The organism is Bacillus sp. FSL L8-0167 (assembly GCF_038630295.1).
Lineage (GTDB): Bacteria > Bacillota > Bacilli > Bacillales > Bacillaceae > Bacillus > Bacillus safensis.
This window is the reverse complement of record NZ_CP152027.1, coordinates 256,313-271,814: the sequence shown is the minus strand read 5'-3', so window position 1 is coordinate 271,814 and position 15,502 is coordinate 256,313. Positions and strand designations below refer to the sequence as shown.

Below are 15,502 nucleotides of genomic sequence, written 5' to 3'. Positions count from 1 at the left end.
TTTGTCTTCTTTTTTTATGGCTTTAAAACGACCTTTATACAATCATCCTGTTTGTCATTGAAGATGTGGTACGCATGAGCAGCTTCATCTAATGGCAATTTGTGAGTAATAATCGCTCTAGGATCAATTTCACCGCTTGTCACTTTTTGATAGAGCTTTGACATGTATCCTCTCGCCGGGGCTTGGCCCATTTTCAGGGTGACGTTTCTTGCGAAAAAAGCGCCTAATGGAAACATGTTGTACAGGCCGCCGTACACACCCGTCATCTGCACTGTTCCACATTTGCGAACGGCTTTTGTGGCAATTTGAATGGGTCCGATCGTTCCGCCTTGCAGCTTGAGTTTTTGCTCAATTTTTTCAAGCGGCGACTTCTTTCCGTCCATTCCCACACAATCAATCACAACATCGGCTCCGCCCTTGGTGAGCTCCTTTAACGTTTCTCCCATGTCGGGATCTTCTGTAAAATCAAAGACCTCCACGCCGCTCATTCGTTTTGCATGCCGCAGGCGGTAATCAATGTAATCGACGGCAATCACACGTTCTGCCCCTTTTTGCCAAGCAAATTGCTGCGCCATTAACCCAACAGGACCACAGCCTAGCACGATGACCGTATCGCCTTTTTTCACACCTGCGTGCTCTACGCTCCAATAGGCGGTTGGCAGGACATCTGATAAGAAGAGCAATTGTTCATCCTCCAGCTCACAATCCTCTGGAATCTTAAACGGGGTGTAGTTGCCAAAAGGTACACGTAAATACTCTGCCTGTCCTCCGGGATAGTTCCCATATTTCTCACTATAGCCAAAAAGCCCACCCGAATCGTAGTGCGGGTTTGAGTTGTCACATTGGCTTTCTAAGTGATGATCGCAATATTGGCATTTACCACATGCAACTGTAAATGGAATGACGACACGGTCTCCCTTTTTTACGGCTGTGACATCCGGGCCAACTTCCTCCACAATCCCCATTGGTTCATGCCCAATTACATAGCCGATTGGAAGCGGGAAATTCCCCTGATACAAATGTAAATCTGATCCACAAATTGCTGTTGATGTAATACGTATGATCACATCTTCCCGATCTTGAATCGACGGTGCATCTACTTTCTTCACTGCAATGCTATTTTTCCCTTGATAAGTAACAGCTCTCACATGCACTTCCTCCTTTAGCTCAAATCATCTTTACATAGCTTCACCTTGAATGAATGGTTCATTCATCAAATGAGCAATTTATGTGGAGGTGGCAAAAAACAAAAAAAGCCTGTCGATTGTTTCGACAGACTCATGATGTTGTGTAACGCGTTACACAGTTAATCTTTTTCGACAAAAAACAAATCATATTGAGTTGAAGTCTCCCGATCGAACATGAAGTTCCCTTCTTGAATAAAATAAGGACATATACTTGGGCTTGGAGATTCTTCAAACTGTTCATACACCTGCTCAATTTCTCCTGGAAGCAGCAAAACCAACATTTTATTTGAATGAGACACAAATTCATAAGAGTGAATCGTATCCGGCGGGATATAGGCAAAGTCACCCGGCATCAAGCAAATATCCTCTCCGTTCAAATGAAGGTTCATCTTCCCTTCAACACAATAGATTGCTTCTGTATGAACTTGATGATAATGCGGCGGGAAATATTTCTCCTTCGCTCCTTCAACCACAAAATGACTGAATCCGCCTCCTGTTGTTTCTACTGTTGCAATCAGCTCATGAATCTGGCCATCAATGATGTATTGCTTCCCTTCACCAGCCTCTAATACATAAGGCTGTACCTCGTGAGGAAGCTGACTATGAAATAAAACGGAGGGCCTCGTTGTATTAGACAGTTCTCTGATTCCATGCATCAGGATGATATCGCTTTCTTTTTCAGCCTGCTGAAAACTGGCTGCATCGAAAGCATGATGAGTCATAGACCATTCATTCTGAAAAAGCCTCTTTCCAATTTGCTGATAGACATCTGTCATTTTTCCGCCCAGCGTATATGAAATAAATCTTGTTTTATGACTATGCATTCTGTAGCCATGAATCGTTTTGGGCGGGATATGAATATAATCAAAGGCTGTGGCCATGTATTTTTTACCGTCCAGCATCACTTCAAGCTTTCCTTCCAGCACAAAAATGGTTTCAAATAAGTGCTCATGACAGTGCAGCGGGAAATATGCTCCTTTCCTACCTGTGATTAAGGCAAGCTCAAACAGCTGATTCGTTTGATTTGCTTCTGCCAGCATATGAACAAGCTGATTCTCCAGCCCATACAGCTTTCCGGAACCAGACACGGTATAAAAAGAGGTACCTTCGGATTGCTTCATCGATTGCGGTTGCTCCGACATCCCATCACTCCTCATGACAAATTGACTATCTATATTATATAGACCAATTGATATAATAGATAGACAATATGCGAGAGATTTTACTCTTCTCGCATAAATAAGTGTCTAAGGTAACTTTTTACGTGTTCTAAAGGGGTCGTTTGTTTGAGTGCAGTGGTCATCGATAAACCCCCGATGACCATTGAGTGAAGAAGAGAAGCCAGCTCTTCTGCTTTGTTTTCTTCATACCCGCTGTTCATTAGCTTTTCTTTTACAAGCTCCTGCCAGCGGATCATTTCTTGTTTGCATGCAGCATGAAGCTGCGCGTTTTCAGGCTTGGACTCTGCCGCCAGCAAGACAATTGGAATCCCTCTTTCACTTTCTTTCTCCATAAATCCTCGAATGATCTTTGTCATAAAACGATCGATGGCGATATATAGGTCATCCGAATAGGCAAAGCCTTCTTCAATTTGATTAATGACCTTTTGACTAATGTGTTCAACAGATGCAATAGCCAGCTCTTCTTTTCCATTTGGAAAGTAATAATAAAGAGAGCCTTTAGGTGTGCCGCTCTCTCTGATAATTTGATTCAATCCTGTCGCATGGTATCCCTGTTTACGTAAAAGAAGTGCTGCCGTTTGAATGATTTTGTCCTTCGTACTCACGTGTGACACTCTTTTCCCTCCATAGACCAAAGTCGCTTATCATGCGTTATCGATTTAATTGACTAGTTCCTTTCCAAATCGAGGATGTCTCCATTTCCGCCGCAAGCCTGAGCAGCCAGTCCTCTTTTCCTTTAGGTGCTGTCACCTGTACCCCTAAAGGCATGCCCGCGCTAGTCAGATGAACAGGAACACTCATTGATGGCTGACCTGTTAAGTTGGCAAGCTGTGTAAATGGGGTGTAGGTCAAGCTCTTGAGGAACATGTCATAAATAAGATCCTGCTGTGCTTGCATTGAAAGGGATGACACACGTAAAAGTGCGGCTGTTTCCTGATCTGAATGCATAAGCTCACCTACCTTTGGAGCTGAATAGGCAGTAGCTGGTGTCACATAGAGATCGTAGGTTTGATGAAATGATGCCATTTGTGCAGCAGCCCGATCCCACGCATCAAGACTTTCTGTATAAGCAGCAGCGGTCACATTCTTGCCAGCCTCCGCCAGCACCCATGCCACGATGTCCGTTTCCTCCGGCTTTACTGGACGCCCTAACGAACGAGCCAAGGAAGTGAATAACGCAGACATTTCTCCGCTGTTCATCACGTAATATTGCTGCATGAGATGAACCCCATCAATTTCTGGCTTGGCTTCTTCTACTTGATGACCCTGCTCACTCAACCATTTCACTGTCTGCTGAACCGCCCGCTTCGCCTCCTCACTGACCTTCGTGCCAACTGGAGATTCTACGCTGTAAGCAATTCGCATAGAAGATGTACGTTTCGCCAGATCCTCTTGGTAACTGCCATCGTATAACGGAGTTTGGAAAGCAGCTTCAGGTTGAATGACTTGAAGTAGATCAAGAAGGGCTGCACTGTCCCGTACTGTTTTTGTGAGTGTAAAGTCGATGGAAGCCCCTTGCCACTGCCTTCCTGCGCCTGGGCCTACCGGCGTTCTTCCCCGCGTGGGCTTAAGGCCGAACAAACCGGTAAAGGATGCTGGGATCCGGATGGAACCACCGCCATCACTTGCTCCGCCAGCAGGTACAATGCCGCTTGCAACAGCTGCTGCTGTCCCGCCGCTTGAGCCTCCCGGAGAATAGTCTGTATTCCAAGGATTTCTCGTTGGACCATGTAACGCAGGCTCTGTCACATTTCTTAAACCGAATTCCGGTGTATTTGTATGTCCGATCATGAGAAAACCAGCCTGCTTCAACCGATCAACAAAGTGCGAATCCGAATTTGCTTTTACATCCTTTAACAGCAAAGCTCCTGCTGTCAGCGGTTCATTTTTAATCCCTTGCGATATATTTTTCAGCACAAACGGAACACCAGCAAATGGCTGATACTCATGTAACTCCTTGATGTTTTTTAAAACTTGTTCTTGTCTCGTCCGTATCACAGCGTTTAGTTCTGGATTGACCTCATTCAATCTATCAAATGCAGCCTGCATAAGCTCCTCGGGCTTTACCTGCTTATTCTGCACAAGTGCTGCCAAGCCAGCCGCATCATACGTCATATACTCTTTTACGTTCATCAGCATGTCCTTCTTTCTCTTATCATGATGTCTCTATTGTCTACTAGAATTCTATGAATTTCAATTTCAGGTTACTTGTAAAAATAACTTTCTGAACAAGACGACAATTCTACTATCCCATCCCTCTGCTTTCTCCGATATAATAGAGAAAAAAAGACCGAGGTCATCGGATGAGAGGAGCCACGCATTGAAAAGGAAATTACTTATCGTCATTGCGTTTCTTCTTGCGTTGACAACTGCTTTGCCCTTCCATTCGCAGGCAGCTGCACCGCCAAAAGAAACAGATGTCATCATCGTCTATAAAAATCAAAAAGGAAAACAAACAGCGATTGAGGAAAGTGAGAAAGTGAACGCACAGTACATACATCTTCCCGCTGTCGCTGTGACAGCAGATGAACAAGCGGTCACCTCACTCAAAAAAGACCCAAACATCGCTTACGTCTCAAAAAACGTAAAGGTTAAACTCGCGGCTTCTACTGTGAAGAAAACAGCCGCTGCTACTAATCAGGATGCATTGGTACAAAAATCTTACAATCTGCAAAAACTAAATATCAAGCAAGCAATAAAAGAAGGCGTCACTGGTAAAAATGTAAAAGTAGCCGTTTTAGATACTGGCATTTTCTCACACGAGGATTTAAAGGTATCAGGCGGTAAATCATTCGTGAACTACACATCCTCTTATAAAGATGATGAAGGACATGGCACACATGTCGCCGGCACGATTGGTGCGCTTAATAATGATTATGGAACAGTCGGCGTTGCTTCTGGTGTGAAGCTGTATGCTGTGAAAGTGTTAGATAAAAAGGGAGAAGGCGACCTGTATAGTCTGCTTCGAGGCATCGATTGGGCGATTACCAACAAGATGGACATTATTAATTTAAGTTTAGGCTTTGAAGACAATATCCCCATCTTGCGTTCAGCAGTAGATGAAGCCTATAAAAAAGGACTGCTCGTGGTTGCTGCAAGCGGAAATGATGGAAAAAAGAATCATATTAGCTACCCTGCCGCTTACAATAGTGTCATTGCCGTTTCTGCAACGACTGACAAAGACAAACTTGCGTCTATCTCGAATACAGGGAAAGGGATTGAATTTTCTGCCCCTGGCGAGAACGTCATCAGCACTTATTTAAAAAATGAATATTGGTATGCAACGGGGACATCACAAGCTGCACCGCATGTCACAGGAATGCTGGCACTGTTAAAGCAGCTTCATCCGAAGAAAACAAATGCACAGCTTCGCACTTTATTGCGCAGCTATACAGTGGATCTTGGTGCAAAAGGGAAGGATCCGCAATTCGGCTATGGCCGCGTGCAATATGTGACGCAATCCACCTTTTTAAAGGCTGCGGCAAGTGCTGTCAAAAAAGCCGAAACATCTAAAAAGCAGGCAGATGTCAATCAAGCCAAAACGAGAATTGGCCGGCTCACTGCAAGCAAGCAAAAAACAGCACTCACAGAACGGGTGAAGAAAGTCCAAGCAGCCATTGATATCCGCTCGGCACGTGCAAAGGTCAAAGCAGCCGAAAAGAACAAAACACAGAGCGCTATTAAAAGTGCTCAAACGGCCATCAAAAAACTAAACAAAGGCAAAGAAAAAACAAGCCTGCAAAACCGGCTTGACAAAGTAAAAAAACAAGTCGCTTATCAAAAGAAAGTGACAGATGCTAAACAAAAGGTCAAAAAAGCGGAAGCCAAACGAACAAAGAAAACAAAAGCAGCGGCTCAAAGCGCTGTCAAACAGCTAAAAGCCTCCAAAACAAAAACCAATTTACAAAAACGATTAAACCGTATTAAGGTCTAACAGAAAAAAACGATTCCTTTCAGCGAGGAATCGTTTTTTCTATCTCAACATCGGCTCAAACAAGCTGTGATGATATTTCCCTTCGGCATCTGCCCTCACTTGATCGAGAATGCTTTCTAACGAAGCCGTCACGCCTTCTAATGCCCGCCGTACTGCGCCGTTCTCAAAATCCGTTAAACTCTCCGGCAATTCATCTTCATCCAGCACAAAGACATCACCATTCGGAAGAACGAGAAGATCAATAATGAGGTCTTCAAACATGACCAGCTGCCCGTTGAACTGTGTATCTCCCACCATATTCAAATAAGATCCTAGTTCCTTTCCTTGATCATCTCTCCAGAAATATATGTTATAAGGACGATCCTTCCAATAATAGGCGGTCGTATAGCTCGCTTTTGGAATGGTCAGAAAACCAGCACCTGCCCTCATCGTAAATGGGTCTTCAATCTTGTGAAACAGCACAGCCTGCTGTCCCTGTGCATCTAACAGCTGACAGGTATGTTCCACAACTTTCTGATCGTATTTGATTTTTCTCTCGATGACTTCATCCCAACGATCCGCATGCAGCGAAAACAACATGTCACAACTCCCTCTAAACATCTCGTTTCTTTCCAGTATACACCGATTTTTTCTGAAGAAATAAAGGATTGCCTCATTTACTTATGGAAGCCCTATGATGAGGTGAAAGAAATGAACGGAATCACGATTCTTGAAAACTTTACACAGCTTGGACAAATCATCCTCATGATTTGCGGCTATGTCCTTTATTGGCAGCTGGTGAAAACGAAGAGAGAACGAAAGCTGTCTCCTTATGAGCGCATGTTAAAATTCTTTGTCATGTTCGGTTTAATATCCTGGGGGGTATCATATTGGGCGCTGGCACTGTGGGCGTAAATTGAAAAAAGGAAGAGCTGCCCGTGCAGGACTTGCTCTTCCTTTTATTACGCGTGATTTGATGAACCTGCCGGCTGTTCTTTCTTGATCACATATTGATAGCTCTTGACATGTGTACCATTTTGGTTCACAAATTCTTTATCAAGCGCACGCTCAAAGCCCATTCGTTCATATAAGCGAATGGCGGCCTGCATTTTATCAGATGTATGAAGATACAGGACATTTTCGCCCCATGATTGCGTCAGTTCAATACTTTTACGCAGCAATGACTCTGCAATGCCTTTTCCCCTCACATCGGGATCTACTCCTAAAAACCGGACGATGGCTGATGTAATGCCCATTTCGGGTTTATCATACGCTTGCTCTGATGAGCGGAACATTTGAAGCGTCCCTACGACTTTGCCGCCAAGCTCCGCCACAAGCATCAGCTCCATGTTCGGATTATCTACAGCTGCTGCAAGCGCGGCAGAATAATTTTGCCAGCCTTCCTCTGTAAATTGAGGCTCATACTGTGCATAGGATTTGATCAGCACGCGTGTGATAGCCTCATGATCTTCTTTGACTGCTTGACGAATGATCAGCTCTTGCTGCTTCATGTCAGCACCTCCTGCTCTCTATTAATGGATATACGTATCATGCAATCACTGCATGCGATCACCTTACTCTTTTCTCTACTCATTCAATGTAAAGAGTCTCATTCGAAAGATCAATCATTTTGCACGAAATCATCTTTGAAAAATTTTCATTGAAAAGGAACGCTTGATTCATTATGCTGTGTTGAGGAAGTATACGAGGAGTGTTGTCATCATATGAGTTCTTTATCTTATCCCCAAGAATCGAAAAAAAATCGATTTCTCCTTGCCGCATTGCTCGGATCTTTAACCGCCCTTGCTCCGCTGGCAATGGATATGTATTTACCTGCTTTACCTAATATCGCCCGTGACTTTGAAGCAAGCACGGCGTTGTCTCAATTCAGTCTGATGGCTTGTCTCATTGGACTGGCGCTTGGCCAGCTGATTGCAGGTCCGATCAGCGATACGATCGGCAGAAGAAAACCGCTGATGATTGGGTTGATCATCTTTATTGCGGCATCCCTTCTTTGTACAGTGATCACATCGATTTGGACGTTCATTCTTCTTAGATTGATTCAAGGACTTGCTGGTTCAGCTGGCATTGTCATTGCACGAGCCATCGTACGAGATCATTATGAAGGATCAGAAATGACGAAATTCTTTGCATTGCTGATGTTAGTCAATGGGGTTGCTCCGGCAGCGGCACCTATCGTGGGCGGACAAATGTTACGGTTCACGACGTGGCAGGGTGTGTTTGTTCTTCTAGGAATCCTCGGAGCGCTAATGCTCCTAAGATCAATGTTTTCATTGAAAGAAAGCTTACCTGCGGAACGCAGACAGACTGGGGGCTTCAAACAGATCCTAGGTGCGATGAAAATTCTAGCGAGCGATCGTCTCTTTGTTGGATATGCCCTATCACAAGGTCTAGTCTTCGCAGCGATGTTTGCCTATATTTCTGGTTCACCGTTTGTGCTTCAAGATATTTTCAACCTTTCTCCACAAGGATTTAGTGCGGCCTTTGCGGTAAATAGTCTTGGGATCATCACGGCTGGACAAGTATTTGCCCGAGTTGCTGCGAAAATTGGTGAAGAGAAAGTCCTTCGCATTGGATTGCTGACAGCTGCATTAGGGGGAGTCACTTTATTTTTCATGATCTCAATTGATGCAGGATTGTACGGTATTCTGATTCCGCTGTTTTTTGTTGTCTCAAGCGTTGGAATTGTCGGCACCTCTGCCCCGTCTCTTGCGATGCAGCATCACGGAGCGCATGCAGGAAGTGCAGCTGCACTGATCGGTGTGGCGCAAATGCTGCTAGGCGCCTGCATGACACCTCTTGTCGGACTAGCCGGAAGCCAAACAGCCTTTCCAATGGGTCTGATCATTATGCTTTGTGATCTAGGCGCACTTTGCTGTTATTTCTTCTTTGTGGCCCGAGCGAAAAAAAGACCCGCATAAGCGGGTTTTTTCATTTATTATGGCTTGCTCCAATTGATGGTGCGGAACACGTTACTCTGGTCATTGTTGTAATATGCATCTAAATCAAAGCCTGATAGTCCAAAACCAATTGTCATGACAATTCCTCCGGCAACGGTGAAGATGATTCCCCATTTGATGCATTGCTTTTTTAAATCATTCACGTTCATACTCTCACGACCTTCTTTTTAAACATTCCCATGAATGCCTTAGTGGTTTGAATAGTCATTTGCACAAATAGCTTTGTCAAATACGCCGTGGCTATGCCGCTTAATAATCCGACACCTAATAGAAGAATACCAACGCCAATCTGCGTCACCAACACATGCAAACCGTCCTGAAAAATAAATGGAGAACCAATGATGCTCCAAAAACCGCCGAGCAGACCAGTAAGCGTCAATGCACCTGTCACGAGTGGAATGCACCAAATCACCATATACACAGAAAGAATCAGCAGGAAGACTGTTGCTAGAATACTGCCCCATAACGGAAAGCCTAAAATGAGAATGGAGAGTCTCGTCGCTTTTTCTCCAAACGTCGGCACCTGAACGGTTTTTATACCTTGTTCCTTCATAATCCCTTCAGCGATCAAAGCAGGCTGCCCGACTTGCTGAACCGCTTCCTGTTCACTATAGCCATCTTCCTGATAATCCTCAATCATTTCATCGTAGTATTCGATAAACCGATCACTGTCTTTTTCGCCTAGAAGATGCAGATGCTTCTTTAGGCTGCTCAAAAATTCTTTTTTATTCATTGCCCTGTCCTCCAGAAATAAAGTCGTAAATCGCCATCACCTGATCCCATTCCTCTAAAAACTGCGCCATATGCTCCCGCCCGCTTTCTGTCATGCGGTAGTATTTTCTTAATCGACTGTTATGTTCCTGAGAATAGGTCTCCACATAATTGTTTTGCTCTAAACGCTTTAAAATCGGATACAATGTCGATTCTGAAATCTCAATACAATGGGACATATCTTTAATGATTTGATAACCATAGGAATCGCCTTTCTTTAATACCGCCAGTACACAAAATTCCAGTAATCCTTTTTTTAATTGTGCATTCATGTTTACAACTCCTAACTATTTATACTATACATTACATAGTATTGTGTGACAAGAGGTATGGAGAATAAAAAAAAAGACCCTTTTTAGGGTCTTTTCATTTTTATATATTCACAAATCCTTCTCCGAACACATCGCGTACGTCATGGACAACAACGAATGCGTCTCGATCTATTTTCTTAATAATTTTCTTAAGGCGCATGAGCTCCTGCTTTTGAATGACCGCGTAAAGAATTTCCTTCGATTCCTTTGAATAATGACCGCGTCCGTTTAAAATCGTTACGCCTCGATCTAAGGTGTGATTGATTTCTTCCGCAATATCATCTTTGCATGAAGAAATAATCGTCACTGCCTTTTTCGTGTTAAGTCCTTCTATCACGAAGTCCATCACCTTTGTCGCCACGTACAGCATCACAATGGTAAACATTAATTTTTCCGCACCAATAATAAAATAGGAAGCAAATACAACGATCAGATCAAAGAACAAGATGGCATAACTCACGTTCCAGTCTAAATACTTGTTCGCAATTCTTCCGAGAATGGCAGAACCCGCCGTTGTTCCACCTGCTCTGAGCACAAGACCAATCCCAATTCCGATGATAATTCCTGCAAAAATCGCTCCAATGATCAATTCATGAACATTCACGACCCATGTTGTGGTCAGGTGCAAAAATAGAGAGTTACTTGCGACGGCAACCACAGTATAAATCGTGGTCTTCTTGTCTAAATACTTATAGCCGACAAGCAGTAAGATGGCATTAAACACGAGGTTCGTCAGCCACGGTGCTATTTCAAACAAATAATAAAAAATAATGGACAGCCCCGTGACGCCGCCTTCACCAAATTCAAGCGGAATGACAAACATGTTCACTGCTGCGGCAAATAAAAAAGAACCAACTAGAATCATCGCTATATCTTTTACACATTTTTTCAATTTCTTCTTTCCTCCTTTTTTAAGCATATAAAAAACCCTCTTTCTGCACGAAAGAAGACAGTCGTTGGACAACATAAAAATCAAAAGACGGCGCCTTTTGATGAAGCTTTCTGAAATCAATCTTTCCATAATATATATCTCTTTTTAGAGGCTGTCAATGACTTGGTTTTCTATTATTTTGACTGCATTTTTATGCATCAAAACTCGCATGTTTTCAGGGTTTTTCCGCCCTACGATGCTTTTTCCTCTCCTTGACAAAAACACTTTAGTCATTTAAACTACTGCCTCATATCATATCCATTATTTCCGATCTAAAAAGGAGGCTGTTTGATTCCGATGAATCCTATTCAAAGCCGTTTACAGGCTCACGCACCTTTGATTTTAGACGGTGCATTAGCAACAGAGCTTGAACGAAAGGGCTGTAACTTAAACGATCGTTTATGGTCAGCCAAAATACTTATTGAACAGCCACAATTGATTCAGCAAGTACACTTGGACTACTTCCAAGCAGGTGCTGACTGCGCAACAACCGCCAGCTACCAAACAACGATTGAAGGTTTTGCTGAAAAAGGCTATACAAAAGAAGAAGCGATTGAACTCATGAAACGCTCTGTCACTCTAGCGAAAGATGCACGCGATCTTTTTTGGCAGGATGAAGCGCGTCGTGAAGGACGGACAAAACCATTTGTCGCTGGATCTGTGGGGCCATTCGGCGCTTATTTGTCTGATGGTTCAGAATATAAGGGAAATTACGGACTCTCTGAGCAGGCGCTCATTGATTTCCACAGACCAAGAATTCAGGCATTAGTAGAAGCGGGTGCAGATATTCTTGCATGTGAAACGATTCCTAGTCTGATTGAAGCAACTGCCATTGCAAAGCTGCTGCAAGATGAATTCAGCGGGACATCTGCTTGGATCACATTCAGCGCAAAGGATGGCCTGCACATTAGTGAAGGTGATTCCATACGAGAATGTGTACAGGCGCTTGAGCCTTATGAACAAATCGCTGCCGTCGGCGTGAACTGTACGCCGCCGCAATTTATTACTTCTCTCATTCAAGAAATGAAAAAGGGAACGAGCAAACCGATTGTGGTATATCCAAACTCAGGTGAAATATATGATCCTGAAGAAAAAGTATGGAACGGAGATACGTCTCATCTTACTTTTGGGGAATGTGCGCATCAATGGTACAAAGACGGCGCGCATATCATCGGCGGCTGCTGCCGGACGACCCCAGAAGATATCAATGACATCTTAAAACGAACCACATCATAGCATCATGAATCATCACACATACTTCTAAGCAAAAGGGCGGGAAGACATGGAACAAGCAAAAGATCAGTCACAACAATATCAACGAAAAATGACGAGCCGACACCTGTTCATGCTTTCTCTAGGCGGCGTCATTGGAACAGGGCTCTTTTTAAGCTCGGGGTATACCATCAATCAGGCCGGACCTGCGGGAACCATTCTTGCCTATCTTGTGGGAGCTTTAATTGTCTACCTCGTGATGCTTTGTTTAGGTGAGCTGTCTGTCGCAATGCCGGTCACAGGGGCTTTTCATACGTATGCAACAAAATACATTGGACCTGGTACAGGCTATACGGTTGCTTGGCTATACTGGCTGACATGGACAGTGGCACTCGGTTCGGAATTTACAGCCGCAGGACTATTAATGCAGCGCTGGTTTCCAGACACTTCAGTTTGGATGTGGAGTGGTGTTTTTGCTCTTCTCATCTTTTTACTGAATGCATTTACAGTCAAGTTTTTTGCAGAATCAGAGTTTTGGTTTTCCAGTATTAAAGTGATGGCTATTATTCTCTTTATTATTCTTGGCGGAGCTGCCATGTTTGGTTTGATCCCATTAAAGGGCGGTGAGGCCGCTCCGTTCTTTTCTAATTTCACTGGCGAAGGCGGACTTTTCCCAAACGGCTTTTTACCAATTTTAATGACGATGCTTGCGGTCAACTTTGCTTTTTCAGGTACGGAGTTGATTGGGATTGCTGCGGGTGAAAGCGTCAATCCTGACGAGACCATTCCAAGAGCAATTCGCACAACCGTCCTGCGTCTCGTCCTGTTTTTCGTTGGAACGATTGTTGTGTTGGCTGGCTTGATTCCAGTAGAAGAAGCCGGGGTGATCAAAAGCCCATTTGTCGTGGTATTTGATCGTATCGGGATTCCTTATGCCGCAGATTTCATGAATTTTGTCATCCTGACCGCGATCTTATCTGCCGCAAACTCAGGATTATACGCATCATCTCGTATGCTTTGGTCGCTTTCTGAGGAACGGACACTTCCTAAAAAACTGGCGAAGCTGACGTCAAAAGGCATTCCTTTGAATGCACTCATTTTAAGTATGATCGGTGGTATTCTTTCTTTGCTATCGAGCGTGATCGCACCAGAAACGGTATACCTTGTCCTTGTGTCAATCTCTGGACTGGCCGTTGTGGTCGTATGGATGGGGATTGCTGCCTCACAGTTTATGTTTCGGAAAAGATTTTTACAGGAAGGCGGACAGCTTCATGATTTATCCTTTCGAACACCGCTCTATCCAGTAGTTCCGATTGCAGCCTTCCTCCTATGTCTTGCATCTGTTATCGGCATTGCCTTTGATCCAAATCAGCGGATTGCCCTCATCTGCGGCATTCCTTTCATTGCGCTCTGCTATGCTGCCTATTACGTGACAGCTTGGATTCAGAAAAAACGCGAAAACCCTGGTGTATAAACATCAGGGTTTTTTCATCTGACAAAAAAGGATATCGCTAGTAAAAGAAGCACACTTTGGTATATGATAGGAATCTATGATTTCAGGATGAACCAAGGGAGTTGTCGTGAATATGGAAATGACCATTACAAGAGCATTAAGTGAACTGAAAATGTTAGATAAAAGAATCAACCGAACCGTTGATGAAGCCGTACTCGGTGGATTGATGATCGGCAAACATATACAGCACGGATTTCAGAATCAAGAAGAGATTGAAAAAAAGGCAAAGGCTGATGATCAATCGATTCGAGCTTTAATCAAACGCCGGAATGCCATCAAATCAGCCATCGTTGTATCAAATGCAACCACAATGATTGATGTGGCGGGTGTCCGTATGACGGTGGCAGAGGCGATTGAACGAAAGACGTCGATAGACTACGATATTCGTTATTTACGGAAAATGAAACAGGTGTACAAAGAGCGTCGACAAAGCTGAACAAACGAATGAAGATGTGAAAATGAGACTTGATCAGCATCTAGAGACCTTGTTTGGGAAAGATGGAAAGACACAAGCAGCCACCAACCAAGAGATCGTGAAGTCTTTTCTAGCTGAAAATGAGGCGGTGATCATCGATCCGCTTCGCCTTCGAGTGAAAATTGAACAGCTTTCGAAAGAAATTGAAGATTTCCAAATGGAAGTTGATTTTTCTTTGTCTGAAAGCAATACACTAACGAAAATACAGATTGATTAATTGATTTTGTTAGTGAGCCGAAAATCGATAGGACTAAACACCTCCGAGGGAAAGGTCATTCCCTCCTCATCTGATGATCATCTTAGGATGATCCTTGATAAAAGCTCAAAGCTGAACGTTCAAGGATCAAAGTTCAAGTGTGAAAGTTCTTATCTATCAAAGCTCAAGATGAAAAGTTAAACGCTCGATCGAATCTGGGAATAACGGCTGATGAGTGTTTGTTTATCGACTCATTCGGTTGCCGCCCAGCAGGTTTGCTAACAAAAAGAAAAGGATGTCACCTGATGACATCCTTTTTTCTATGAGATTAATAACGTGATGTATATGCCAAATGGTACACACTTGTGACATTTGAAGATAGTTTGATGTCGTTTGACGTGAACGTCACTGGAACGATATCGTAGTAATGTGTTGACCAGCCTGCATTATTGTATGATTGGTAGCCTGCACCTGCAGGAACTTGAAACGTTAGTGAAAACTGTCCATTCTCGTCTGTTGTGCCTGTCGCTGTTTGAGCATAAGATTTGATGGCTGCTTCAAAATAAAGCTTGATCGGCTGATTAGGCATGAGGTTTCCGCTTGCATCTTTGAGTGTCCCCTTAAACGTAGCTGGATAATAAGAACCCACGCGATATTTATTGCCATAGCCGTAATTCACTATTCCACTATCGGCTGCTGTGACACTTGTTACTTCTACAGATGCTGGTACTGCTCCAGTTTCCTCTGCATGTGCAAAGGTTGGGAATACGAGAAGCAATGATAGAACGAAAGCAAACATGATTTTTTTCATCGATAAATCCTCCTTTTTTT

Annotated in this window: 16 protein-coding genes and 1 pseudogene; 6 read left to right on the top strand and 11 right to left on the bottom strand. The window is 43.6% G+C overall.

The window, feature by feature from the left end:
- Positions 1-14: 14 nt before the first annotated feature.
- The 4 genes from MHB66_RS01510 to MHB66_RS01495 form a co-directional block, all read right to left on the bottom strand.
- Complete coding sequence (locus tag MHB66_RS01510) at positions 15-1,148, bottom strand: zinc-dependent alcohol dehydrogenase (protein ID WP_024424382.1); 1,134 nt, start codon at positions 1,146-1,148, stop codon at positions 15-17.
- A gap of 158 nt (positions 1,149-1,306) precedes the next feature.
- Positions 1,307-2,329 carry a quercetin 2,3-dioxygenase gene (locus MHB66_RS01505; protein ID WP_046313706.1) on the bottom strand — a complete coding sequence of 341 codons (1,023 nt, stop codon included), beginning with the start codon at positions 2,327-2,329 and terminating at the stop codon, positions 1,307-1,309.
- Between the two features lie 80 nt (positions 2,330-2,409).
- A complete protein-coding gene (locus MHB66_RS01500) occupies positions 2,410-2,982 on the bottom strand; it encodes a TetR/AcrR family transcriptional regulator (RefSeq protein WP_235362383.1) in 573 nt (190 codons plus the stop codon).
- Positions 2,983-3,019: 37 nt separating this feature from the next.
- Positions 3,020-4,501 (bottom strand): amidase, encoded by a 1,482-nt coding sequence (locus tag MHB66_RS01495; RefSeq protein WP_046313834.1) that lies wholly within the window; start codon positions 4,499-4,501, stop codon positions 3,020-3,022.
- 187 nt (positions 4,502-4,688) lie between these two features.
- On the opposite strand from MHB66_RS01495, the gene MHB66_RS01490 reads away from it, so the two are divergent.
- Entirely contained in the window at positions 4,689-6,302 is a 1,614-nt protein-coding gene (locus MHB66_RS01490; protein WP_046313704.1) for a S8 family peptidase, read from the top strand.
- 39 nt (positions 6,303-6,341) lie between these two features.
- Here the strand turns inward: MHB66_RS01490 and MHB66_RS01485 are convergent, their stop codons facing one another.
- Positions 6,342-6,881 carry a DUF402 domain-containing protein gene (locus MHB66_RS01485; RefSeq protein ID WP_200896504.1) on the bottom strand — a complete coding sequence of 180 codons (540 nt, stop codon included), beginning with the start codon at positions 6,879-6,881 and terminating at the stop codon, positions 6,342-6,344.
- Between the two features lie 111 nt (positions 6,882-6,992).
- Here MHB66_RS01485 and MHB66_RS01480 point away from each other — a divergent pair, with 111 nt between their 5' ends.
- Positions 6,993-7,196: a hypothetical protein gene (locus tag MHB66_RS01480; protein WP_041116516.1), complete on the top strand. Its 204-nt coding sequence runs from the start codon at positions 6,993-6,995 to the stop codon at positions 7,194-7,196.
- 47 nt (positions 7,197-7,243) lie between these two features.
- On the opposite strand, the gene MHB66_RS01475 is transcribed toward MHB66_RS01480, so the two are convergent.
- On the bottom strand, positions 7,244-7,792 hold the full coding sequence (locus tag MHB66_RS01475) for a GNAT family N-acetyltransferase (RefSeq protein ID WP_034283161.1): 549 nt from the start codon (positions 7,790-7,792) through the stop codon (positions 7,244-7,246).
- 213 nt (positions 7,793-8,005) lie between these two features.
- On the opposite strand from MHB66_RS01475, the gene MHB66_RS01470 reads away from it, so the two are divergent.
- A complete protein-coding gene (locus MHB66_RS01470; RefSeq protein ID WP_046313701.1) occupies positions 8,006-9,223 on the top strand; it encodes a multidrug effflux MFS transporter in 1,218 nt (405 codons plus the stop codon).
- 17 nt (positions 9,224-9,240) lie between these two features.
- On the opposite strand, the gene MHB66_RS01465 is transcribed toward MHB66_RS01470, so the two are convergent.
- The 4 genes from MHB66_RS01465 to MHB66_RS01450 all read right to left on the bottom strand — a co-directional run bounded on the left by MHB66_RS01465 (position 9,241) and on the right by MHB66_RS01450 (position 11,236).
- The gene (locus tag MHB66_RS01465; RefSeq protein WP_169737558.1) at positions 9,241-9,411 is read right to left on the bottom strand and encodes a hypothetical protein; all 171 of its coding nucleotides are present in this window, start codon (positions 9,409-9,411) and stop codon (positions 9,241-9,243) included.
- Positions 9,408-9,995, bottom strand: a complete 588-nt coding sequence (locus MHB66_RS01460; protein ID WP_046313699.1) for a DUF1700 domain-containing protein — start codon at positions 9,993-9,995, stop codon at positions 9,408-9,410. The genes MHB66_RS01465 and MHB66_RS01460 overlap by 4 nt, the downstream gene beginning before the upstream one ends.
- A complete protein-coding gene (locus MHB66_RS01455) occupies positions 9,988-10,305 on the bottom strand; it encodes a PadR family transcriptional regulator (protein ID WP_024424392.1) in 318 nt (105 codons plus the stop codon). Before MHB66_RS01455 ends, MHB66_RS01460 begins: the two co-directional genes overlap by 8 nt.
- A 100-nt stretch (positions 10,306-10,405) precedes the next feature.
- On the bottom strand, positions 10,406-11,236 hold the full coding sequence (locus MHB66_RS01450) for a YitT family protein (RefSeq protein ID WP_034283328.1): 831 nt from the start codon (positions 11,234-11,236) through the stop codon (positions 10,406-10,408).
- A gap of 336 nt (positions 11,237-11,572) precedes the next feature.
- Here MHB66_RS01450 and mmuM point away from each other — a divergent pair, with 336 nt between their 5' ends.
- The 3 genes and pseudogenes from mmuM (at position 11,573) to MHB66_RS01435 (ending at position 14,692) form a co-directional block, all read left to right on the top strand.
- Positions 11,573-12,511, top strand: a complete 939-nt coding sequence (gene mmuM / locus MHB66_RS01445) for a homocysteine S-methyltransferase (RefSeq protein WP_046313830.1) — start codon at positions 11,573-11,575, stop codon at positions 12,509-12,511.
- A 46-nt stretch (positions 12,512-12,557) separates the two neighbouring features.
- Positions 12,558-13,961: an S-methylmethionine permease gene (mmuP, locus tag MHB66_RS01440; protein ID WP_046313697.1), complete on the top strand. Its 1,404-nt coding sequence runs from the start codon at positions 12,558-12,560 to the stop codon at positions 13,959-13,961.
- Between the two features lie 112 nt (positions 13,962-14,073).
- Positions 14,074-14,692, top strand: a pseudogene (locus MHB66_RS01435) (hypothetical protein).
- 307 nt (positions 14,693-14,999) lie between these two features.
- On the opposite strand, the gene MHB66_RS01430 reads toward MHB66_RS01435, so the two are convergent.
- Entirely contained in the window at positions 15,000-15,482 is a 483-nt protein-coding gene (locus MHB66_RS01430) for an Ig-like domain-containing protein (RefSeq protein ID WP_046313695.1), read from the bottom strand.
- Positions 15,483-15,502 lie beyond the last annotated feature (20 nt).

Coding starts and splice junctions, on each gene's coding strand:
- MHB66_RS01505 (WP_046313706.1), bottom strand. CDS start 2,329: ATGTCGGAGCAACCGCAATCGATGAAGCAATCCGAAGGTACCTCTTTT.
- MHB66_RS01495 (WP_046313834.1), bottom strand. CDS start 4,501: ATGAACGTAAAAGAGTATATGACGTATGATGCGGCTGGCTTGGCAGCA.
- MHB66_RS01485 (WP_200896504.1), bottom strand. CDS start 6,881: ATGTTGTTTTCGCTGCATGCGGATCGTTGGGATGAAGTCATCGAGAGA.
- MHB66_RS01480 (WP_041116516.1), top strand. CDS start 6,993: ATGAACGGAATCACGATTCTTGAAAACTTTACACAGCTTGGACAAATC.
- MHB66_RS01475 (WP_034283161.1), bottom strand. CDS start 7,792: ATGAAGCAGCAAGAGCTGATCATTCGTCAAGCAGTCAAAGAAGATCAT.
- MHB66_RS01470 (WP_046313701.1), top strand. CDS start 8,006: ATGAGTTCTTTATCTTATCCCCAAGAATCGAAAAAAAATCGATTTCTC.
- MHB66_RS01465 (WP_169737558.1), bottom strand. CDS start 9,411: ATGAACGTGAATGATTTAAAAAAGCAATGCATCAAATGGGGAATCATC.
- MHB66_RS01460 (WP_046313699.1), bottom strand. CDS start 9,995: ATGAATAAAAAAGAATTTTTGAGCAGCCTAAAGAAGCATCTGCATCTT.
- MHB66_RS01455 (WP_024424392.1), bottom strand. CDS start 10,305: ATGAATGCACAATTAAAAAAAGGATTACTGGAATTTTGTGTACTGGCG.
- mmuM (WP_046313830.1), top strand. CDS start 11,573: ATGAATCCTATTCAAAGCCGTTTACAGGCTCACGCACCTTTGATTTTA.
- mmuP (WP_046313697.1), top strand. CDS start 12,558: ATGGAACAAGCAAAAGATCAGTCACAACAATATCAACGAAAAATGACG.
- MHB66_RS01430 (WP_046313695.1), bottom strand. CDS start 15,482: ATGAAAAAAATCATGTTTGCTTTCGTTCTATCATTGCTTCTCGTATTC.